13 protein-coding genes, 1 tRNA gene and 1 pseudogene are annotated in these 22,404 nt (G+C 68.5%); 8 read left to right on the top strand and 7 right to left on the bottom strand.

All coding sequences use genetic code 11. The annotated features are described in order from the left end of the window. The first annotated feature begins 108 nt into the window (after window positions 1-108). The 6 genes from ACHMXA_RS09930 (at window position 109) to ACHMXA_RS09905 (ending at window position 12,749) form a co-directional block, all read left to right on the top strand. Entirely contained in the window at window positions 109-1,287 is a 1,179-nt protein-coding gene (locus ACHMXA_RS09930; RefSeq protein WP_395320491.1) for a diguanylate cyclase domain-containing protein, read from the top strand. Between the two features lie 185 nt (window positions 1,288-1,472). Further along, window positions 1,473-5,663: a WGR and DUF4132 domain-containing protein gene (locus ACHMXA_RS09925; protein WP_395320489.1), complete on the top strand. Its 4,191-nt coding sequence runs from the start codon at window positions 1,473-1,475 to the stop codon at window positions 5,661-5,663. An 8-nt stretch (window positions 5,664-5,671) separates the two neighbouring features. Further along, window positions 5,672-6,835 carry an AAA family ATPase gene (locus tag ACHMXA_RS09920; protein ID WP_395320487.1) on the top strand — a complete coding sequence of 388 codons (1,164 nt, stop codon included), beginning with the start codon at window positions 5,672-5,674 and terminating at the stop codon, window positions 6,833-6,835. Between the two features lie 144 nt (window positions 6,836-6,979). Next, the gene (locus ACHMXA_RS09915; RefSeq protein ID WP_395320485.1) at window positions 6,980-9,445 is read left to right on the top strand and encodes a DUF5682 family protein; all 2,466 of its coding nucleotides are present in this window, start codon (window positions 6,980-6,982) and stop codon (window positions 9,443-9,445) included. After that, complete coding sequence (locus ACHMXA_RS09910) at window positions 9,442-10,566, top strand: VWA domain-containing protein (protein ID WP_395320483.1); 1,125 nt, start codon at window positions 9,442-9,444, stop codon at window positions 10,564-10,566. Before ACHMXA_RS09915 ends, ACHMXA_RS09910 begins: the two co-directional genes overlap by 4 nt. Further along, a complete protein-coding gene (locus ACHMXA_RS09905) occupies window positions 10,563-12,749 on the top strand; it encodes an SWIM zinc finger family protein (RefSeq protein WP_395320481.1) in 2,187 nt (728 codons plus the stop codon). Before ACHMXA_RS09910 ends, ACHMXA_RS09905 begins: the two co-directional genes overlap by 4 nt. Window positions 12,750-12,810: 61 nt before the next feature. Here the strand turns inward: ACHMXA_RS09905 and ACHMXA_RS09900 are convergent. The 7 genes from ACHMXA_RS09900 to ACHMXA_RS09870 all read right to left on the bottom strand — a co-directional run bounded on the left by ACHMXA_RS09900 (window position 12,811) and on the right by ACHMXA_RS09870 (window position 18,122). After that, window positions 12,811-12,886 (bottom strand) — tRNA-Thr (locus tag ACHMXA_RS09900). A 67-nt stretch (window positions 12,887-12,953) separates the two neighbouring features. Beyond that, window positions 12,954-13,529, bottom strand: coding sequence for a ClpXP protease specificity-enhancing factor (locus tag ACHMXA_RS09895; protein WP_395320479.1), 576 nt, complete (start codon window positions 13,527-13,529; stop codon window positions 12,954-12,956). Window positions 13,530-13,570: 41 nt separating this feature from the next. Beyond that, window positions 13,571-14,182: a glutathione S-transferase N-terminal domain-containing protein gene (locus ACHMXA_RS09890; protein ID WP_007835362.1), complete on the bottom strand. Its 612-nt coding sequence runs from the start codon at window positions 14,180-14,182 to the stop codon at window positions 13,571-13,573. 96 nt (window positions 14,183-14,278) lie between these two features. Then, window positions 14,279-15,055, bottom strand: a complete 777-nt coding sequence (locus tag ACHMXA_RS09885) for a cytochrome c1 (RefSeq protein ID WP_176667977.1) — start codon at window positions 15,053-15,055, stop codon at window positions 14,279-14,281. Window positions 15,056-15,091: 36 nt separating this feature from the next. After that, complete coding sequence (locus ACHMXA_RS09880) at window positions 15,092-16,528, bottom strand: cytochrome bc complex cytochrome b subunit (protein WP_176667976.1); 1,437 nt, start codon at window positions 16,526-16,528, stop codon at window positions 15,092-15,094. Window positions 16,529-16,542: 14 nt separating this feature from the next. Beyond that, the gene (petA, locus tag ACHMXA_RS09875; protein WP_176667975.1) at window positions 16,543-17,160 is read right to left on the bottom strand and encodes a ubiquinol-cytochrome c reductase iron-sulfur subunit; all 618 of its coding nucleotides are present in this window, start codon (window positions 17,158-17,160) and stop codon (window positions 16,543-16,545) included. A 170-nt stretch (window positions 17,161-17,330) separates the two neighbouring features. Then, window positions 17,331-18,122 carry a response regulator transcription factor gene (locus tag ACHMXA_RS09870; RefSeq protein ID WP_176667974.1) on the bottom strand — a complete coding sequence of 264 codons (792 nt, stop codon included), beginning with the start codon at window positions 18,120-18,122 and terminating at the stop codon, window positions 17,331-17,333. Window positions 18,123-18,895: 773 nt separating this feature from the next. Here ACHMXA_RS09870 and ACHMXA_RS09865 point away from each other — a divergent pair. Together ACHMXA_RS09865 and ACHMXA_RS09860 are read left to right on the top strand one after the other, a co-directional pair. Beyond that, the gene (locus tag ACHMXA_RS09865) at window positions 18,896-21,283 is read left to right on the top strand and encodes a beta strand repeat-containing protein (protein WP_395320475.1); all 2,388 of its coding nucleotides are present in this window, start codon (window positions 18,896-18,898) and stop codon (window positions 21,281-21,283) included. A 139-nt stretch (window positions 21,284-21,422) separates the two neighbouring features. Then, a pseudogene (locus ACHMXA_RS09860) lies at window positions 21,423-22,391 on the top strand (tetratricopeptide repeat protein); the annotation flags it as partial. Window positions 22,392-22,404 lie beyond the last annotated feature (13 nt).

Below are 22,404 nucleotides of genomic sequence, written 5' to 3'. Positions count from 1 at the left end.
CGCTTCGAGGCTACGATCGGCCACCCTCGCCCACCCGCCCAGAACCGACCGGATGCCAGCCAGTTACCGCCCCGTTCCAGCCGCCCGCCGCAGCACATGGCGGGCAGCGTGAGCCACGGTCTGCTGGCCGGCCTGATGGTCTGCGGCCTCGTGCTGCTGGTGGCGTCCGGCGCGCGCCTGCACGGCTGGTATCTGCTGGCCTGCGGCTTCGCGCTCGCGGCCTTCACGGCACTCGAACGCCTCGCACCCGGTGACCCGCTCGCGCACTGGGCGGCGCTCGCGCTGGTTCTGTGGGCGGGCTGCCGGCTGCAGTTCGCACGGCAGCTGCTGGAGCTGCGCCGGTTCGCGCCGCGCCTGGACAAGGCGGCCCTGGTGCTGCTCGCCGCGCTGGCTCTCGCGGCGCTCCATGCCGCAGTCGAAACCCGGCTTCCGTCGATATTGCGCGTGCTGCAGGCACTGGTGATCGCCTCCACCGTGATCCTCGCTGCGGGCGCGCTGGCGGTGCGGCGCCGGATGAACTGGACCGCCCTGCTGGTCTGTGCAGGCGCGGTTCTGCTGCTGCCGGGCATCTCTGCCGCGCACATCTCCGGCTGGAGCGAACGGCCGTTGGCGCCCGGGCAGGTGAACCCGGCACAGGCCGCGGTGATCGCCGAACTGGCGTTGCTCGCGCTGGCCGCCGCTGCCCGCCTGCGAGCCGATCGGGCCATGGAAATGCGCGCGCATGCGCTCATGAACGCCCCCGGCATCGACGCGCTCACCGGTGCAGCGAGCCGCACCGGCTTCGAGCGCCGTGGCGAGGAATGGCTGCGCGACGGCCGGCAGTTCTCGCTGATGCTGATCGACCTGAACGGCTTCGCGGCGGTGAGCGAGCGGCACGGCCGCGCGGCCAGCAACACGGTCCTGGCCGCCATCGCACAGCGCCTGCGCGAGCAGGTGCGCGCCGACGACCTCGTGGCCCGGCTGGAGGGCGATGCGCCTGGCGAGGACGGCGAAGGCAGCGACCACAGCTCGTTCGCGATCCTCCTGGTCGGCAACCCGCCGCGGCAGAAGCTCGCGGAGATGGCGATCCGCATCGAGACCGCCGGGGCGCGCCCGGTGGCCCACGAAGGCCGGCTGCTCGCGGGCGGAGAACTCAGCATCGGCATCGCCTGCCACCCTGCCGACGGCGACACGCTGGCCGGCCTGCTCGAATCGGCCGGCCGCGCGCTGCAGCACTGCAAGCGCCAGCGCATGGGGCCCGCCTATGCGTTCGCCGGGGAGATTTCGGGCGAGGCGGCGCGTGCCTGAATGATTTCTTCGTACGCATCGGCGCACGAGGCCTCATCTTCCTGCCGCGGGCAGGCCAAGCCTTCACGCCGGGCCCTTATCCTCGGCGGCGAGCAAGCGGAGGGAGCAAACCGCCGGCCCGCCATGCAGGCCGCAGCGCGCGACCGCCAGCCGCATTTCATCGATTCACAGGAGAACGTTTTTCCATGCGCCGTTTTGAGCTGATCGAAGGAACCGCCAGCAAATTCTGGGAGGTCGAGCAGGTCGATGCCGAACTCAACATCCGCTGGGGCCGCATCGGCACCGCGGGCCAGAGCCAGACCAAGTCGTTCGCCGACGCCGCCAAGGCCGGCACCGCGCTGACCAAGCTGGTGACCGAGAAGACCGGCAAGGGCTACAGCGAAGTGGGCGTGGCGGCCGGTGTGGCCATCGGCAAGAGCGAGGCGAAGCCCAAGGCCGAGGCAGCACCCAAGGTGCAGACGGCCGCGCCGGCAGCATCGGCTGCGGCACAGGAGCCCGCCGCGGCACCCGCGGCACCGGCAGTTCCCACAACTCCCACAACTCCCACCGCCCCCGCCGAGAGCATCGATGCGCAGGCCGACCGCGCGTTCGAAGCGGTGCGCGCACAGATGGAAGCCAACCAGATCGCGTCCACGGAGTTGATCACCGTGGCGGTCCTCAAGCGCCAGCACGGCGTGAGCGAACAGGGTGCCGCGCTCGCCTTCAAGCGGCTGCGAAACAGCGGCCTGCTGTACGGCTGGGGCAACAACTGCACGCCCGCGAAGAACGCGCAGGCCCTTGCGAAGGAGCTGGGCGCCGCGTCGGCAGCGGCGCAAGACGCCGCGCCGGCACCGGCCGGCGTCGAGCCCCTGGCCGTGAGCGCCGACACGCCGCCGTGGCTCGCGGCCGGCACGCCCGTGCGGCTCTCGCCCGAGATGCAGCGCGAAGCCTTTCCCTCGCGCCGCTTTCCGGCCAAGCCCTTCGATGAACTGCCGAGCGCCGGCGCGGCCTGGCTGCCGGTGCGCCGCAAGCTGGATCTCAACGTCGACATGACGGGCACCGATGCCGCCCTGCGCGCAGCCACCCAGCGCATGATCGACCGCAGCACGCAGCCCATTCCCGCGCCCGATGCCGAGGCCGACACCGTGCTGCTGGCGCTCGCGCTGGGCACCGGCGGCAACTACAACACGAGCGAGATGGGCGAGGCGGTGGTGAACTACCTCGTCAAGCAATACGGGCTGCCGGACACCGTCGACATGGTGCTCGCCGCGCAGCAGATCGAGGTGCAGTCCACCTACGACCGGGCAACGAAGAAGCACCAGTACGGCTTCACCGCCACCGTCACGCGGCAGATGGGCAGCTCCTACTACGGCCCGCTGGGAGCCGGCGAACAGGCGCTGCGCGCGCACCTGTCGCTGGCCGCGCCCGAGGTCTGGCAGGACTGCCGCGACCGCATCGAGGCCGGCCTGCCCAAGGTGCACCCGACGCGCCAGCCGGCGCTCGCCATGCTGCTGCCCGACGCGCCCGAAATCTCGAACGCGCTCGTGCACACGCTGGCGGCCGACAAGTCCACGCCCGAGAACATGCACTGGCTGCAGCTCACGGCCACCGACCCCGACGCCATCGCGCTGGCCGCGAAAGTGCGCCTGAGCTATTCGGCCGGCTTCTGGGGCAGCGGCTCCATGACGAGCACGACGGTGCAGGAGCGCGGCGTGGACGCCGTGCCGGTGCTGGAGCGCGGCGCCGCGAACGACCATGCGGGCGACGCGCTGGCCTGCATTGGCACGCCCGAGGCCGTGCTGGCGCTGGCGCGCGCCGCGGGCAGTTCGAAGCAGGCATTGGCGCGGCTCGCGCTGGCCGTCGATCGCTGGCCGATGGCGGCGATTCCGGCGCTCGCGAGGCTGGTCGCGGCGGGCGGCAAGGACGCCAACCTCGTCACGCCCAGCCTCACGCGCCTGCTGCGCGCGCATGGCGCCGCGCTGCCGGCACTGCGGCCGTGGCTCGACGCGGGCGCGCAGGCGGTGATCGACAAGCAGCTCGCGCTGCTCGCCGGCCCCACCGATGTGGCCGACGCGAGCGAGCTGCCCGGCGTGCTGGCCGCGCCGCCCTGGCTCGCCAAGGTGCAGAAGAAAGTCGCCGGCGCGCTGGTGCTGGAGCCGCTGGCCGTGGCGCCGGTGGAGCAATGGGACGAAGGCAAGCGCGAAAGTGCGCTGCGCCTGAACTCGTGGCAGACCGGCCGGCATGACGCCGCCGCGAAGAACGTCGAGACGCTGCTCGACGAACTGGGCTTCGACAAGCGCCGCCAGAGCCTCACGCCGTTCGCCAAGACCGCCGCAGCCGCCATCGCGGCCGGCAACGCCGAGGGGCTCATCACGAGCTGGCGCGAGATGGTGGCCGAGCGCAAGAAGGACCGCTACTACTGGTTCAGCTTCTACGCGAGCTTCGTGCCGCTGCTGCCGGCGCCGATCGGCATCGCGTTCTGGAACGCCGTGGCGGGCGAGGCCGAGAGCGACGACATCGGCCGCATCCTCGCCACCCACGGCCTCGCGGTGCTGCCCGGCCTGGTGGCGATGGTGCGCTCCAAGCCCACCGACAACCTCTCGTACGCGCTGTACTACGGCGCGGCCGAACTGGCCCTGCCGGCCGCGCGCGCCTTCGCCAAGCTCAAGACGCTTCGCGCCGAAGGCCGCGCGTGGCTGTTGAAGTACCCCGAGCACACCGCCTGCGGCCTGATCGCGCCCGCGCTGGGCAAGGCCGGCGAGGCGCGCGACTGCGCGGGCTCGGCGCTGCGCCTGCTGCATGCCAACGGCCACGAGGCGCTGCTGCTCGAGGTCGCCGGCCGCTACGGCAGGCCCGAGGTGGTGGAGGCGCTGCGCGCCGTGCTCGACGAGAGCCCGCTCGACCGCTTCCCCACCAAGCGCGCGAAGCTGCCCGAGTTCTGGCAGCCGCGCGGCTGGCGCCGGCCCGTGCTGAAGAATGGCAAGGCGCTGCCCGACGACGCGCTGGAGCATCTGGGCCAGATGCTCACCTTCCCGACCAACGAGGAGGTCTACGGAGGCATCGCCGTGGTCAAGGAAGCCTGCGACGCCGCCTCGCTCGCCGACTTCGCCTGGGACGCCTTCACCGCCTGGCTCGAAGCCGGCGGCCCGAGCAAGGAAGGCTGGGCCCTCACCAGCCTGGGCCACCTGGGCAACGACGACACCGCCCGCAGGCTCACGCCTTTCATTCGCGCCTGGCCCGGCGAGGCGGCGCATGCGCGCGCCGTCACCGGCCTGGACGTGCTCGCCAACATCGGCAGCGACGTGGCGCTGATGCTGCTCAACGGCATCGCGCAGAAGGTCAAGTTCAAGGGCCTGCAGGACAAGGCGCGCGAGAAGATCGACGCCATCGCCGAGGCGCGCGGCCTGAGCACCGAGGAACTCGAGGACCGGCTCGCGCCCGACCTCGGCCTCGACGAGCAGGGCACCATGCGGCTGGACTTCGGCCCGCGCGCCTTCAAGGTGGGCTTCGACGAGACGCTCAAGCCCTACGTGCGCGAGATCGGCGCAGACGGCGTGGCCGGCGCGCGCCTGCCCGACCTGCCCAAGCCCAAGAAGACCGACGACGCCGAGCTGGGCAAGGATGCGGTCGAGCGCTTCAAGCTGCTCAAGAAGGACGCACGCACCGTCGCGAGCCAGCAGCTGCTGCGCCTCGAAGTCGCGATGTGCGCGCGCCGGCGCTGGACGCCGGAGGTGTTCCGCACCTTCCTGGTCGAGCACCCGCTGGTGCGCCACATCGTGCAGCGGCTGATCTGGGGCGTGTACGAGGTGCCGGGCGGCGGCAGCTACGGCGGCACGCTCAAGGCTTGCTTCCGCGTGGCGGAGGACGGCAGCTACACCACGGCGGAAGACGACGCCTTCGAACTGCCCACGGGCGACAACCTGCGAATCGGCGTGCCGCACGCGCTCGACCTTCCGGCCGCCGACGCCGCGGCCTTCGGCCAGGTGTTCGCCGACTACGAGCTGCTGCAGCCCTTCGCGCAGATCGGCCGCGACGTCTACACGCTCACCGACGAAGAAAAGGGCAGCAACAAGCTCGAACGCTGGAAGAAGGCGAAGGTGCCCACGGGCCGCGTGCTCGGCCTGGTCAACAAGGGCTGGCGCCGCGGCGAGGCGCAGGACGGCGGCGGCATCTGGTATTTCACCAAGCCGCTGGGCACCGACCGCGTGATCGAGCTGTACCTCGACCCGGGCATCATCGTCGGCATGGTCGACGAGTACCCCGAGCAGGAACTCGGCGAGGTGCAGGTCGGCAAGCCTTCGGGCTGGGGCAACATGCAGGACGCGGAGACGCTGAACCAGCTCGATCCGATTTCCGCGAGCGAACTCATTCGTGACATGGAAGGCCTTCGCGCCTGAACGACCAGATGGCCACCACAAGCAATACATCCAGGGACACCACCTCCGCTTCGGCCCCCGCCGCGCTGCAGCGCCCGCCGGCCGAGATCCTCTACGCCGACCAGCTCACCCGCCTGCGCGCGCAGGACAAGGACCCGCGCCCGCCGGGCTGGGCGCTGGGCCTGAAGGCCGCGCGCTCTTTCATCCTGGGCGACGCGGCGCTCGACATCGCGCCCAAGATCGTCGCGCCCGTGGCCAGCATCGAGCGCATGCTGGTCACGCTGGCCACCGGGCGCGGGCTGATGCTGGTGGGCGAGCCGGGCACGGCGAAGTCGATGCTGTCGGAGCTGCTGGCAACGGCCATCTCGGGCATCTCGACGCTCACCATCCAGGGCGGCGCCTCGATCACCGAGGACCAGATCAAGTACGGCTGGAACTACGCGCTGCTCATCAACGAGGGCCCGAGCCCGCGCGCGATGGTGCCGGCGCCGCTGTACCTGGGCATGCAGCAGGGCCAGGTGGTGCGCTTCGAGGAAATCACCCGCGCCCCGCTCGAAGTGCAGGACTGCCTGCTGGGCATGCTCTCCGACCGGGTGATGGCGGTGCCCGAGCTCTCGGGCGAGCACGGCATGCTGTACGCGCGCGAGGGCTTCAACATCATCGCCACCGCCAACACGCGCGACCGCGGCGTGAACGAGATGAGCGCGGCGCTCAAGCGGCGCTTCGATTTCGAGACCGTGTTCCCCATCCTCGACTTCGACCGCGAACTGGCGCTGGTGCAGGAATCGTCGGCGCGGCTGCTCGCGCAGAGCGGCATTCCGAAGACGGTGCCCGCGCCCGTGCTGGAGCTGCTGGTGTCGACCTTCCGCGACCTGCGCGGCGCGCCCGCGAAGGGCGATGGCGGCAACGGTGGCGGCGGCGGCAGCAGCAGCGACGGGGCCATGGACCGGCTCACCGCCGTGATGTCCACCGCGGAAGCCGTGAACGTGGCGCACGCGGTGGGCGTGCGCGCGTGGTTCCTAGAACAGCGCGAAGGCTCGCCGGCCGACCTGGTCGACTGCATCGCCGGCACGGTGGTGAAGGACAACGCGGACGACCGGGCGAAGCTGCGGCGCTACTTCGAGCAGAAGGCGGCAAAACGCAGCGGCAGCCACTGGCGCGCCTACTACGAGGCACGCCACCGTCTCCCCTGATATGAGCAAACCCCCAGGCTTCGCGCACTGCGTGTCGCTTCGCCAACCCCCTTGCAGGGGGCAACACCAGCGGCCCGGCAAAGCCGGTTCCGCGGTGTTTCGCGAAGGGCCTTCGCTTCGCTTGGCGCGCCATCGGTGACGAAGATGAGCGAATCACTTCACATCGTCGGGGTGCGCCACCACAGCCCGGCCTGCGCGCGGCTGGTGGCCGAGCGCATCCGTGCGCTGCGGCCCATGTACGTGCTCATCGAAGGCCCGGCAGACTTCAACGAGCGGCTCGACGAGCTGTACCTGCCGCACCGGCTGCCGGTGGCGATCTACAGCTATCTGTCGAGCGACCGCACGCACCGCGGCTCCTGGTCGCCCTTTGCCGAACACTCGCCCGAATGGCAGGCGCTTCAGGTGGCGCGCGAGGTCGGCGCGGCCGTGCGCTTCATCGATCTGCCGGCCTGGCACGACGCCTTCTCGCGCATGGAGAACCGCTATGCCGACGTGGCCGACCACGAGCACGAGGAGCGCGCCGAAGCCTACGAGCGCGCGCTGACCGAGAAGCTCTCCGTGCAGGGCCGCGATGCGCTGTGGGACCACCTCTTCGAGGACGGCTGCGACGAGGCCGAGCTGGCCCGGCGCCTCTCGACCTACTTCGACAACCTGCGCGGCCCGGACCCCGGCTCGCAGGGCAACCAGGCGCGCGAAGCCATGATGGCGCGCTGGATCGCCTGGGCGATGGCGCAGCCGGGCGAACCGGGCCGCGCGCAGGCGCTGGTGGTGTGCGGCGGCTATCACGCGCCTGCTCTGGCCCGGCTGTGGCAGGGGCTGCCGGGCACGTTGCCCGAGACGCCGCAGCCTTCGGCAGAGATCCGCGACGACGATGACGAGGAAGAAAGCCGGGCCGATGGCCTCCAGGCCCCGCTTCGCTTCGGCTCCTACCTCGTGCCCTACACCTTCAAGCGCCTCGACGCCTTCGCCGGCTATGCCTCGGGCATGCCGTCGCCGGCTTATTACCAGTGGATGTGGGAGCACGGCCCCGAGGGCGCCGCGCACCGCGCGCTGCAGCAGGTGATGCAGCGCCTGCGCGACAAGAAGCTGCCCGCCTCCACCGCCGACCTGATGGCCGTGCACCTGCGCGCCCAGGGGCTCGCGCGGCTGCGCGGGCACGACAAGCCGCTGCGCTCCGACTGGCTCGACGCGCTGGCCGGCGCGCTGGTGAAGGACGCGCTGGACGCGCCGCTGCCCTGGACGTACCGCGGCGCCATGCGCCCCGGCACCGACCCCGTGCTGGTGCAGGCCATGGACGTGCTGGCCGGCGACACCGCTGGCCGTCTTGCGCCCGGCACGCCGCAACCGCCCCTCGTGGCCGCCGTGCAGGCCGAACTCGCTTCGCACGGCATCGCGCTGCGCGGCCAGCTCAAGCTCGACCTGCTCACCGAAACCGATCGTGCGAGGAGTCGCGTGCTGCACCGGCTCGCGATCCTGCGGCTGCCCGGCGTGCGCCGCACCCAGGGGCCGAAGCTCGCGATGTCGGGCGAGCGCACAGAGCAGTGGTCGCTCTCCGAGCCGCTGGAGCAGCAGGCCGCGCTGATCGAGGCCGGCGCCTGGGGCGCGAGCCTGCACGACGCGGCGCGCGCCCGGCTCGAAGACGACCTGCGCCAGGCCCAGGGCCGCATCGGCCCGCTGGCCGAGGGCCTCAACCAAGCCGCGTGGGCGGGGCTCTCCGCGCTGAGCGACACGCTGCTGCGCGAACTGCGCGCCGCGATCGCCGCCGAGCCGCGCTTCGAGGCGCTGGGCACTGCCCTGTCGGTGCTGCACACGCTGCTGCGCCACGGCCAGATGCTGGGCATGGCCGACGCGCCGGTGCTGCGCGTGGTGATCGAGTCGGGCTTCGACCGCGCGCTGTGGCTGCTGGAGCCGCCCGCGGCCATCGCGCCGGCCGACATGCAGTCGCACCTCGAAGGGCATCTGGCGCTGCGCCGCATCGTGGCCGACGTGCTGGCGCATGCGCAGGATCATCCAGACGCCCAGCCGCTGCTCGACCTGGAGCCGGCCCGCGCGCTCGCCGTGTGGCAGCGCAAGGCCGCCGACTCCGCCGCGGCGCCCGTGAGCCGCGGTGCGGCGCTGGGCGCCACGCTGAGCCTGGCCGGCCGCATCGACGACGCTCACGCGCAGGGTGAAAGCGGCGTCGCCGAGGCCATGCAGTTGCTGCATTCCCTGCCCGCCCCGGTGCTCGGCGACGCGCTCACCGGGCTGCTGGCGCTCGCGCGCGAGCAGCTCGCTTCGGAGCCCGCCTTCGTCGCCGGCATGGACCGCACCGTGCAGGGCCTGGACAACGCCGATTTCGTGCGCGCCATGCCCAGCCTGCGCGCCGCCTTCGCCTGGTTGCCGCCGCAGGAGCGCGGCCTGCTCGCCGACCAGGTGCTGACGCTGCACGACGCCACGCACCTGTCGCGCCGCACCCTCACCGCCCACCGCAGCGGCGAGGCCCCGCCCGAGCAGCTGGCCGAAGCCCGTCGCGTGGAGGACGCGGTGTTCGCGCGCCTGGCAGCCTGGGGCGTGACGCTGGAAGAAGAAGAAAAAGAAGAAAAAGACACCGAGAAAGCCCCTCGCCCATGAGCCTCGACATTCCCGATCCGCTGCAGCGCTGGCGCCTGCTGCTGGGCGATCCGGCCGAATCTGCCTGTGGCGGACTGAGCGCGGAAGCGCAGGCCGCCGATGCCGCGCTCGACTGGCTCTACGGCCGCGACTCCGACCGCGCAAGCCGCGGCGAGCGCAGCGCTGGCCTGGGACCGTCGTCGCTGAGCACGCCGGACTGGATCAACACCATCCATACGCTCTTTCCGAAGGAAGTGATCGAGCGGCTGGAGCAGGACGCCGTCGAGCGCTATGGCATCGACGAGGTGGTGACCAACCTCGAAGTGCTGGAGCGCATCGAGCCATCCGAATCTCTGCTGCGCGCGGTGCTGCACACCAAGCACCTGATGAACCCCGAGGTGCTGGCGGCCGCGCGCAAGCTGGTGGCCGAGGTGGTGCGGCGCATCATGGAGAAGCTCGCCACCGAAGTGCGCCAGGCCTTCAGCGGCAGCCGCGACCGGCGCCGCCGCTCGCGCATGAAGGTGGCGCGCAACTTCGACTTCCGGCAGACGCTGGCCGCCAACCTGCACCGCTACGATCCGCAGCGCCGCAAGCTCTACGTGGAGCGGCCGGTGTTCATCAGCCGCACGAAGCGGCATGCGGAACCGTGGGACATCGTGCTGCTGATCGACCAGAGCGGCTCGATGGTCGACTCGGTGATCCACAGCGCGGTGATGGCCGCCTGCCTCTGGCAGCTGCCCGGCATGCGCACGCGGCTCGTGGCCTTCGACACGGCGGTGGTCGACCTGACGGACGACGTCTCCGATCCGGTGGAACTGCTGATGAAGGTGCAGCTCGGCGGCGGCACCGACATCGCGAAGGCAGTGGCGTATGCGCAGTCGCTGGTCGCCAACCCGACGAAAAGCATCGTGGTGCTGGTGAGCGACTTCTACGAGGGCGGCAGCGAATACGAACTGGTGCGCCGCGTGAAGGCTCTGGTGGAGTCCGGCGCCAAGGTGCTCGGGCTGGCCGCTCTCGACTCGAAAGCCGAGCCCAACTACGACCGAGAGATGGCGGCCCGGCTGGTGCGAGAAGGCGCTCAGATCGGCGCGATGACGCCGGGCCAGCTCGCCGGCTGGCTGGCCGAGAAGGTGCAGGGATGAGCGGCGACAACATCGCATCGTTGCGCGCCGATCTGCTCGAGCTGACGCCCGAGGCGCTGACGGCGCTGGCCAATGCCGGCTTCGTCAAGCGCGCGCAGAAGGACGTGGCGGCCGGCCTGCTGCCCGCGCTCGAGACCGGCGCCGACGGCACGGTGCAGGCGCAGTTCGACGACGGCGTGCGCACCAGCCTGCCGCCGGGCCGCACGCTGCGCGACGCGCAGTGCAGTTGCCCCGCGAGCGGCATGTGCCGGCATCGGGTGATGCTGGTGCTGGCCTACCAGGCCCGGGCCGCATCGGCAAAGGCCGACGCACCGCCCGCCGCGGCCGAAGAAGCCTCGGCCGAACCGGAAGGCGCCTGGAGCCCCGCTCAGTTCGATGACGCCGTGCTCACCGCGAGCCTCGCGCCCTCGGTGCTGGAGCAGGCGAACAAGCTCGCCGCCGCGCATCCGGTGGTCGGCGTGCAGGCATGGCGCAGCGCCAGCGCGCCGCCGGTGGCTCGGCTGCCGATGTGCAGCGTGCGCTTCTTCTCGCGCAGCTCGCTGGTTCATGCGCGCTGCGACTGCAAGCAGGGCAGCGGCTGCGCGCACGTCGTGATCGCGGTGTGGGCGTTCCGGCAGGCCGGAGCGCTGGCGCCGGGTTCGGCGGAGGTGATGGTCGAGGTCCAGCCGAACACACCGGCGAGCGAGAACACGGGCGACGCCATGCCGCCGCCCTCACCCTCTTTCGCGATGCAGGGCGAGGCCGCGCTCGCATTGCGCGCGCAGATCGACGCCCTGCTGCTGTCGCTGTGGCTCGACGGATCGAGCCAGCCCGCGATCGCGCTGGCCGCCCGCTTCGAGGCCGTGCGGGACCAGGTCCGCGCGCAGGGCTGGAGCTGGGTGGACGATGCGCTGGACGAACTCTGGCAGCTGCTCCAGGCGCAACAGGCCCGCAGCAGCCGCTTCGAGCCGCTGCGGCTGCTGCGCGTGCTCACCGAGCTGTGGGCACGGCTGCAGGCCGCGGCGCATGCCGGACGGCCGCAGCAACCGGGCTCCGCGCGGGCCGAGCTGCCGGCAAGCCAGATCCTCGGCATCGGCGTGAAGGGCGAGGTCGCGCTCGACCATCTGCGGCTGGTGTCGCTCGGGGCCGAGCTCTGGTCCGACGAGAGCGCCGAGGGCGCGAGCATCCTGTTCGCCGACCCGGACACCCAGAACGTGACGGTGCTGGAGCGCCAGTGGACGCGCGAAGGCGATGCCGCGGCCGGCGGCGCCGCGCCCAACCTCATGAACCGGCGCGTCGCGGGCTTTCCGCTGCGGCAGCTGGCGGGCGGGCAGGTCATCACCAAGACCGCGACGCGGCGCGCCAACGGGCTGGTCGACATCACTGCAGGCGCACGGCAGACGGGCGTGCTGCCGCTGTCGCCCAAGTCGTGGGACGACCTTGTCGCGCCGCTGAAGCAGCACAGCGTGGCCGCGCTGGTGGCTCATCTGCGCGAGGCGCAGCCGGATTTCGTGCGGCCGAGGCAGGCTGCGAGCGGTGCTGCCGCTGGCGCGTCAGGGCAGCTGCACGTGGTCGCCTTCGAGCGCATGGAAGTGGCTTCGTGCCATTGGGACGCGGCTGCTCAGGTGCTGCATGCACGGCTCGGCCAGGCGGCGCCGGACGACGCCGCGACGGACGAATCCAGCGCGGACGACGACCACGCATGCCTGCACCTGGCATTGCCGCATCGCGCGGTCTCGCCCGGCGCGGTCGACGCGCTGGCCCGCGCGCTTGCCGGCGAACACGGCCCGCTGCGCGCCGTTGCGGGCACGGTACACCTGCAGGGCGACCAGGCCGTCATGCAGCCCCTGGCGCTGCTGACGGCGCAGCGCGCGGTGGTACTCCAGGTCGAGGCGGCCGCGCCGCAGCCGCTGGACCTGCGCAGCGACACCGAGGAAGCGCCCCCCTTGAACGCGCTCGCCGACGACACGCTGGAGCTGCTGGCACTCTGGCTCAGGCAGGGGCTGCGGCACCAGGGCGGCAGCGCGCTGTCACGGGCGCAGGCCCAGGTGCTGCGGCTGAAGCAGGCGGGGCTGGGGAAGAGTTCGGCGCTGTTGGCGGCGGTGCTGGAAAACATGCGCTCGTCGCAGCGGCAGGCGCTGGTGGCGCAACTGGCGATGCTGGGGCTGCTGATGCAGGGCGTCGCTCAATCGGCCTCAGCATGAGCCGAAAGACAGAAAAAGAAAAACCCCTGAGCCGTTTCGGAACTCAGGGGTTCTTTTTTTGTGGTGCCGCTTGTCGGAATCGAACTGACGACCTTCCGCTTACAAGGCGGGTGCTCTACCAATTGAGCTAAAGCGGCGAATTCCAGTCAGTTCGTGATTCTAGTGGTGCCGGCCGGCATGCTCCCGGCCGCCCACTGCCATCCGCTACTTGATTCGCTTGAGCGACGGCCTGGCGCCGCCACCGGCCGGCGGGCGCGGTGGCTCGTCGGCCGGATCGGTGGGCGCGCCGGCATCGACTGTCTCGCTGCCGTCCTCGCCCGTCACCAGGTGGACGATCTTGCCGGCATCGCCCTCGGAGCTGCTGCCGCCGCGCGATGCGTCGCGCAGCGGCGCACGTGCGGGAGCCTGGACAGGCACCGGAGCGCCGGTGTCGTCATCCTGCGAAACAGCCGCCGGAGCCGGTGCGGGAAACGCCATGCCCTGCCCGTTCTCACGCGCGTAGATGGCGATCACGCGCCCCACCGGCACGCTGATTTCACGCGCCGTGCCCGCGAAGCGGGCCTTGAACTCGATGAAGTCATTGCCGAGCTTGAGCGAGCTGGTCGCGTCGAAGCTGATGTTGAGCACGATTTCGCCGTTCTTCACGTACTCGCGCGGAACCTGCACGGTTTCGTCGACCTGCACCGCGACGTAGGGCGTGAACCCGTTGTCGGTGCACCATTCGTACAGCGCCCGGATGAGGTACGGGCGGGTGGAGGACGACTCGAGCGCGTTGATCATGAAAGACAGCGAAAAGCGATGGAAGCAGGCACGAAGCTTACTTACTTTCGCATGACCTTTTCGGACGGGGTCAGTGCTTCGATGTAGGCCGGGCGCGAGAAGATGCGCTCAGCGTACTTCAGCAGCGGCGCGGCGTTCTTGCTCAGGTCGATGCCGTAGTAGTCGAGGCGCCACAGCAGCGGCGCGATGGCCACGTCGAGCATCGAGAAGTTGTCGCCCAGCATGTACTTGTTCTTGAGGAACACGGGTGCAAGCTGCGTGAGGCGGTCGCGGATGTGCGAGCGGGCCTTTTCGAGCGCCTTCTCGTTGCCCTTGGTGGTGCGGTTCTCGAGGGTGGAGACGTGCACGAAGAGTTCCTTCTCGAAGTTGAGCAAGAACAGGCGCACGCGGGCGCGGTCGACCGGGTCGCCGGGCATCAGCTGGGGATGCGGGAAGCGCTCGTCGATGTACTCGTTGATGATGTTCGACTCGTACAGGATCAGGTCGCGCTCGACCAGGATCGGCACCTGGCCGTACGGGTTCATCACGCTGATGTCTTCGGGCTTGTTGTAGAGATCGACGTCGCGGATCTCGAAGTCCATGCCCTTTTCGAACAACACGAAGCGGCAGCGGTGGGAAAAGGGGCAGGTCGTTCCTGAATACAAGACCATCATGGCGAGAGACTCCTAAAAATCAAAAAGAGTGGGTCGCGTTGGCAACCCACTCTGCGGGGCCGGATGCCCGAGGGTATCCGGCCGGCGTGGACGGAACTACTTGACGTCTTTCCAGTACGAGGCGTTCAGCCGCCACACGAACACCACCGACATGGCCAGGAACAGCAGCACCCACACGCCGATGCGCACGCGGGTGTTCTGTGCCGGTTCGGCCATCCATTGCAGGTAGCCCACCAGGTCGCCGACGGCAGCATCGAATTGCACGGGTGTCAGGGTGCCGGGAGCGACTTGCTCCCATTTGCCCGTGAACACCTCGGCTTCATGGCCGTGCTGCTCCACCTTGGCATACACCGGGCGGCGCTCGCCTTGCAGTTCCCACAGGGGGTTCGGCATGGCGACGCTCGGGAACACGAGGTTGTTCCAGCCGGTGGCCTTGGTTTCGTCGCGGTAGTAGGTGCGGAGGTACGTGTAGAGGTAGTCGGCGCCGGTGCCGCCATGGCCGGCGCGCGAACGGGCGACCAGCGTCAGGTCGGGCGGCGTGGTGCCGAACCATTCCTTTGCCTGGCGCGCGTCGATGTTGGCCTTCATGGTCTCACCGACCTTGTCGGTCGTGAACAGAAGGTTGTCCTTGATCTGCTGCTCGCTGATGCCGATGTCCTGCAGGCGGTTGTAGCGCATGAAGGCGGCCGAGTGGCAGTTCAGGCAGTAGTTGACGAACAGCTTGGCACCGTTCTGCAGCGATGCGAGATCGGTCGTCTTGTTGGGAGCCTTGTCCCACGCGATGCCCTCGGACTCGGCAGATGCCGCCGCGGAGAAGGTCAGGCCCAGAGCGAGCCCCAGGACCGCGAGCCAGCCGGAAATGCTTTTCTTCATCGTGTTTCTCTCAGCTCTCTTGCGCTTCTGGTTATCTCAATGGGCGGCGAAGACCACGCGCTCGGGCACGGTCTTGAATTCGCCCTTGCGGCTCCACCACGGCATCAGGAGGAAGAAGCCGAAGTACACGAGGGTGCCGATCTGCGAGATGGTCTGCGCGATGTCCAGCTTGAACGAGCCGATGGCGAGTTCGCCCCAGACGCCGGGAGGCTGGATGCCCAGGTAGCCCAGGATCAGGAAGAAGAAAACGAAGAGGCCGTACACGTACTTGTGCCAGCCCGGACGGTAGCGGATCGACTTGACTTCGCTGTGGTCGAGCCACGGCAGGAAGAACAGGATGATGACCGAGCCGCCCATGACGACCACGCCCCAGAACTTGGCGTCGAAGGTCTTGAGCAGGAAGATCACGACGGCAGCCACGACGACGCCCGCGATCTTCAGGCCCATGCCCGACTTGCCTTTGACGAAGTTCCAGATGGCCGCCGCGGCGATGATCAGCGAGAACACGTTGACCATGTCGTCGGTGGTCGCGCGCAGCATCGAATAGAACGGCGTGAAGTACCACACCGGGGCGATGTGGTTCGGCGTCTTCAGCGAATCGGCCGGGATGAAGTTGTTGTATTCGAGGAAGTAGCCGCCGGCCTCGGGGGCGAAGAAGATCACCGCCGAGAAGATCGTGAGGAACACCACCACGCCGAAGATGTCGTGCACGGTGTAGTACGGATGCGACGGAATGCCGTCCAGCGGGTGGCCGTCGGGGCCGCGCTTGGCCTTGATCTCGATGCCGTCGGGGTTGTTCGAGCCCACTTCGTGCAGCGCGATCAGGTGGGCCACCACCAGGCCGAGCAGCACCAGGGGCACCGCGATCACGTGGAAGCTGAAGAAGCGGTTCAGCGTGGCGTCGCTCACCACGTAGTCGCCGCGGATCAGCAGGGCCAGGTCGGGACCGATGAAGGGGATGGCGGCGAACAGGTTCACGATCACCTGGGCGCCCCAGTAGGACATCTGGCCCCAGGGCAGCAGGTAGCCCATGAAGGCTTCGGCCATCAGGCACAGGAAGATCGCGCAGCCGAACACCCAGATCAGCTCGCGCGGCTTGCGGTAGCTGCCGTACATGAGGCCGCGGAACATGTGCAGGTACACCACGATGAAGAACGCCGAGGCGCCCGTCGAGTGGATGTAGCGGATCAGCCAGCCCCACGGCACGTCGCGCATGATGTACTCGACCGATGCGAACGCTTGGTTCGCGTCGGGCTTGTAGTGCATGACCAGGAAGATGCCGGTGACGATCTGGATCACGAGAACCAGCATCGCCAGCGAGCCGAAGATGTACCAGAAGTTGAAGTTCTTCGGCGCGTAGTACTTGCCCCACTGGTCGTTCCACAGCTTGCTCAGCGGGAAACGGTTGTCGACCCAGTTCAGCAGCTTCTCGCCGGCCGGTGCATTGGGGGAAATCTCGTGGAATTCAGCCATGTTCTTCTTCCGCCTCAGGCCTTCTTGGAGTCTTCACCGATCAGGAGCTTGGTGTCCGACAGGTACATGTGCGGCGGCACCGGCAGGTTGTCGGGCGCAGGCTTGTTCTTGAAGACCCGGCCGGCCAGGTCGAAAGTGGAACCGTGGCAGGGGCAGAGGAAGCCGCCTTCCCAGTCGTTCGGCAGCGAAGGCTGCGGGCCGGCCTGGAAGCGGTCGGTCGGCGAGCAGCCCAGGTGGGTGCAGATGCCGACCACGACGAGCACGTCGGGCTTGATGGAGCGGTGCTCGTTCTGTGCGTACTTGGGGGTGAATTCGTCGGGGTGACGCTTGGAGAGGGGGTCGGCGAGCTGGCCGTCCAGCTTGGGGAGTTCGGCGATCTGCTGGGGGGAGCGCTTGAGGATCCAGACCGGCTTGCCCCGCCATTCGACGGTGATCTTTTCGCCGACCTTGAGTGCCGAGATATCGACCTCGACCGCGGCACCCGCAGCCTTGGCCTTCTCGGACGGCTGGAAAGTGCTCACGAACGGGATGGCGGTGGCCACGCCGCCCGCCACGCCGGCACAGCCTGATGCAATCAGCCAAGTCCGCTTGCTGGTGTCGATCCGGGTCGAGCCGGAATTCATGTCACTCATGGGGGGATCCTCTTGTCTTCTTCGCTGGAGCAGGAGTCAACCCGCGATTGTAGCGGGGCGCCAAAGGGATATTCAATGGCCGCCAGGCGCGTGGCCGGCGAACGACGGCGAGGCGCGCCGCGCATGCGGGCGCCCGCCTGGGGCGACAGGAGCCTGTCGCCGCGGGGACTTCAGTTCAGGAGGCCGTGCTGCATCGCCTCGTGGACCGCCTGGGTCCGCGACTTGACGGAGAGCTTGCGATAGATGCTCTTGGCGTGGAACTCGATGGTATTGACCGACAGGTACACCGCCTCGGCGATCTGCCTGTTGCTCCAGCCCTGCGCGATCAGGCGCAGCACCTTGAGCTCGCGCGGCGACAGCAGGTCCTGCGGCAGCCTGGAGTCGGGAGCCTCCTGCCGTTGTGGTGGCTGCTGCCGTTGCGATGGCTGGCCCTGCACGCGGATGGCCTCGATCGTGCGCGCCTTCGCGGATGCGGCGATCGAACCGAGGATGCGCCGCGCGATGCGCGAGTCCATCGGCGAGCCCCCGCGCTCGATCGAACGCAGCAGATAGGCAAGCTCCGCATCGTCGGATTCCGTCAGGAGATAGCCGATGGCGCCGGCGGCGATGGCTGCGTTCACCTGCTGCTGGTCATCGGCCGCCGACATGCCGACGCTCTCGATACGCGGATAGGTCTGGCGCACGTGGTGGAGCACAGCAACGCCGTCGTCGCCCGGCAGCCCCATGTCGACCAGCACGAGGTCATAAGGCAAGGCCGCCAGCAGATTGAAGGCCTCGGCACGGCCCGAGGCGACCACCACGCGGCGATGCGGCGCGAGGTCGCAGAGGATGCGCCGCATGCGATCGGCGGATGCAGCGGCGTCCGCAACGATCAGCGCGGCATGGAACACGCCGCCGTACAACTGCGCGACAGTCGGCGCCGGCCTCGCGGAGGCGGTGGTGTATGGGAAGTTCATTTCCATGTCCGCTCTCCTGCCCCCGCGCACCGGACTTCGTCCGCGCCGCATGCGCCGTCAATGCCCAAGAAAAAATTGATCACGCGACTTCCTCTGGCTCTGTGGCTACCCAGTGGGCAGCATCGAAATGTTGTCTTTCGTTTCAGATACCGCAGGAACGATGCCCACTCGGACGAACGTCGACGCACGCGACGCTTCGGCGCGTGTAGTACTTTGATTTCGTTGAAGAAATTGCTCGCAACGAGCTGAAAAACGAGGGCCGGCAAGGCCCTTCGGAAGGCCGTTTTCAGGCCGTTGTTACGTGCGAGTTACCGCGCGTGTTACGTAGCACCGCGACACGCGGAACGCGTGCGCGATCACGTCTCCAAACATCGGCAAGCGATTCATGCGATGCGCGCGAAGCCGCATGTACGTTGGCTTCGCGGGCCATGCATGCATTCGTCGATGCCGCATCGCTCGACATGCATACATCCATAACTACGGATCCCGGTGATGTTCAGCCAAGACCTCGATTCCTAGCATCGGTTGCATTGGGTAACTCGATGAAACCCAACCCTGCTTCCACGCGACGAGGGCGTGTGGAAGACCAGAAATGGCAACTGATTTCTTCAAGGAAGAAAGTCCAAATGACTACATCCCAGCGTCCCAGTGTTCGCTCTTTCATTGTTCGCCGTCCGGGCGTGAGCCAGCTTCTCGCTTCGGTGCTTCTTAGCGCAGGCTATGTCCTGACTTTGCCGGTGGCACATGCTCAGGTTCGCGTCGGCGGCAACAATGTCAACGTGACCGGGGGTCCCAACAACGGGCTACTGACTTCCGACGATGGCATCTCCACGCCCAACCTGACGGCAACGGACCTCACCGCGGGCACCATCACCTCGACCAACGGCACGATCAATACCCTGAGTTCGGGCAGCATCACGTCCGGCACGGTAGCGGCAGGCAGCATCACCGCAACGCGCGTCACCACCACCAGCCTGAGCGCAACCTCGGCCACGGCCACCAGCCTGACCTCCACCAGCATCAGCACGGCCACCCTCACAGCGGGCACTGTGTCTGCAGGCAGCATCTCTGCAGGCACCGTGTCTGCGGGCAGCATCACCTCCGGCACGGTGTCCTCGACCAACGTCACCACGACGAACCTTTCCGCCACCAGCGGCACCGTCGGCAACCTGACCTCCACAAGCATCAGCACGGGCACGCTCACCGCAGGCACCGTGTCCGCAGGCAGCATCACTGCCGGCACCGTGTCCTCGACCAACGTCACCACGACGAACGTCTCGGCGACCAGCGGCACGATCAATACGCTGAGCTCCGCCAGCATCACGGCCGGCACAGTCAGTGCCGGCAGCGTGACCACCGGCAGCGTGTCATCGAGCAACGGCACGATCCAGTCGCTGACCTCGACCAACATCCTGGCGACCGGCGTCACCTCGACGAATGTGCTGGCGACGGGCATCACCTCGACCAACATCGATGCCACCAACCTGACGTCGAACACCGGCAGCATCGCCACGCTGACCTCCACCAACGTCAGCACCACCAACCTGACGGCCTCGAACGGCACGATCAACACGGTGAGCTCGACGAACGTCAGCACCACCAACCTGACCGCGTCGAACGGCACCATCAACACGTTGAGTTCGGCCAACGTGAGCACGACGAACCTGACGGCCAGCAACGGCACGATCAACACGCTGAGCTCGGCGAACGTCAGCACCACCAACCTGACGGCGTCGAACGGCACCATCAACACGTTGAGTGCCACCAACGTCAGCACCACGGATCTGACCGCCAGCAACGGCACGATCAACACGTTGAGCGCCACCAACGTCAGCACGACGGACCTGACTGCCAGCAACGGCACCATCAACACGCTGAGTGCAACCAACGTCAGCACCACGGACCTGACTGCCAACAACGGCACGATCAATACGCTGAGCGCGACCAACGTCAGCACCACGGACCTGACCGCCAGCAATGGCACGATCAACACGCTGAGCGCCACCAACGTCAGCACCACGGACCTGACTGCCAACAACGGCACGATCAACACGCTGAGTGCAACCAACGTCAGCACCACTGACCTGACTGCCAACAACGGCACGATCAACACGCTGAGTGCGACCAACGTCAGCACCACGGACCTGACGGCCAACAGCGGCACCATCAACACGCTGAGCGCGACCAACGTCAGCACCACGGACCTGACCGCCAGCAATGGCACGATCAACACGTTGAGCGCCACCAACGTCAGCACCACGGACCTGACGGCCAACAGCGGCACGATCAATACGTTGAGCGCGACCAACGTCAGCACCACGAACCTGACGGCCAGCAACGGCACGATCAACACGTTGAGCTCGACCAACGTCAGCACGACGAACCTGACGGCCAGCAACGGCACGATCAATACGTTGAGCGCCACCAACGTCAGCACGACGAACCTGACGGCCAACACCGGCACCATCAACACCCTGAGCGCCACCAACGTCAGCACCACCAACCTGACGGCGAGCCGCGGCACGATCAACACGCTGAGCGCGACGAACGTCAGCACCACCAACCTGTCGGCCGCCAGCGCCACGGTCAACGCACTGACCGCGGGCACGGTCTCCGCCACGACGGTGAACGCGAGCACGGTGAACGCCACCACCGGCAACTTCCAGACGATCACGGCCGCCAACGGCAACATCACGGTGCTGAACACGCAGACCGGCAACATCACCACGATCAACGCCGTGACCGGCAACGTCACGACGCTGAATGCGGGCACGGTCAACGTCACCGGCAACGTGACGGCGGGCGGGACCATCACGGCGGGCAACGGCGTGGTCGCCAACGGCCGGGTGCAGAACGTGGCTCCGGGCGTCCTGCCGACGGATGCGGCCAACATCTCGCAGTTGAACCAGGTCCGCTCCGAGGTGCAGGACATGCGCAAGACCAGCAGCACCGGCGCGGCGATCGCGCTGGCTGCAGCCTCGGTGCCGGCGCTCGAAGCGGGCAAGAGCTTCGGCGTCGGGGTCGGCGTGGGCTCCTACGACGGCCGCTCGGCCATCGCGGCCGCCGCCAGCTTCCGCATCGGCGAAGGCGCGCAGATCAAGGTGAACATCGGCAGCGGCAACAACGGCAAGGTCGGCGGCGGCATCGGCGCATCCTGGTCCTGGTAGTCCGGTCCGGCACTCCCGTGGCGCCTGCGCGCCGCGGGAATGCCAGCGGTGCAACCCAAAGGCTGGCTCCTATACTGGGTGACCGGCCTTTTTCACTTGTACAGAAACCGGCATCCAGGCAGGCGGCCTCCGCCCTCCTATGACCCGTCCATCACACGGCTTCATGAACTCATCTTCTCTCGCCCCCGCTCCCTCCTCGCCGGCCGCGGACGCCGGGCAACTCCTGGAGCAGGGACTGGCGCTGCACCGGGTGGGGCGTTTCGCGGAAGCCATCCAGGTCTACGAGGCCCTGCTGTCGCGCTTTCCGGAACATGCCGACGCACTGCACCTGACGGGCGAGGCCTTGTACCGGCAGGGCCGGTCGAAGCTGGCGCTGAACTACGTGAACCGTGCGATCGCGCGTTCGCCGCACCACTTCTACTTCAACACCCGCGCGACGATCTTCATGCACATGGGCCTGCCGAACGAAGCGCAGCAGGACCTTCGCCGCGCGATCAAGACGCAGCCCCACTACCCCGAGGCCTACGTGAACCTCTCGGCGGTCTACCGGCAGCAGAAGAAGTTCCGGCAGGCGCGAGAAGCCGCCGCCGAGGCCACGCGGCTCGCGCCGCAGGCACCCGCGGCCTGGAACAACGCCGGCGCCATCGACATGGAGCAGGACCGCTTCGACGAGGCGATCGTGCAGTTCCGCCAGGCGCTGGCGCTGGACGGCAACTACGGCGCCGCGCACAAGAACATCGGCAAGATCCGCGCGCACCAGAAGGACTGGGCCGCCGCGCTCGACTCGTACGCGCACGCCGCCGCCGATCCGCTGGACTGCGAGGCCGCCTTCATGCTTTCCCGCGCGCTGCAGGCCTGCGGACGCATCGAGGAAGCCATCGAACCCATGCAGCGCGCCATGCGCAACTGGCCGGCCGAGGAGCGCCACAAGGCGCTGTCCGACCCCGAGGGCGTGGCCGCGCTCTACGGCGTGTGCGGCGCGCTCGAGGGCGTGTCGATGCGCTTCGCCGAATCGGCCGAGCTCTACAGGCTCGCGCTCGAAAGCCTGCCCGAGCACGAGCTGCTGCTGAACAACCTGGGCACGGCGAACTTCCGGCTCGGCCGCTTCGACACTGCCATCG

Source organism: Variovorax sp. UC74_104, from assembly GCF_044055375.1.
Classification (GTDB): Bacteria; Pseudomonadota; Gammaproteobacteria; order Burkholderiales; family Burkholderiaceae_C; genus Variovorax.
Note: the sequence above shows the minus strand (reverse complement) of the source record. Positions and strands in the feature narration are given on the sequence as shown.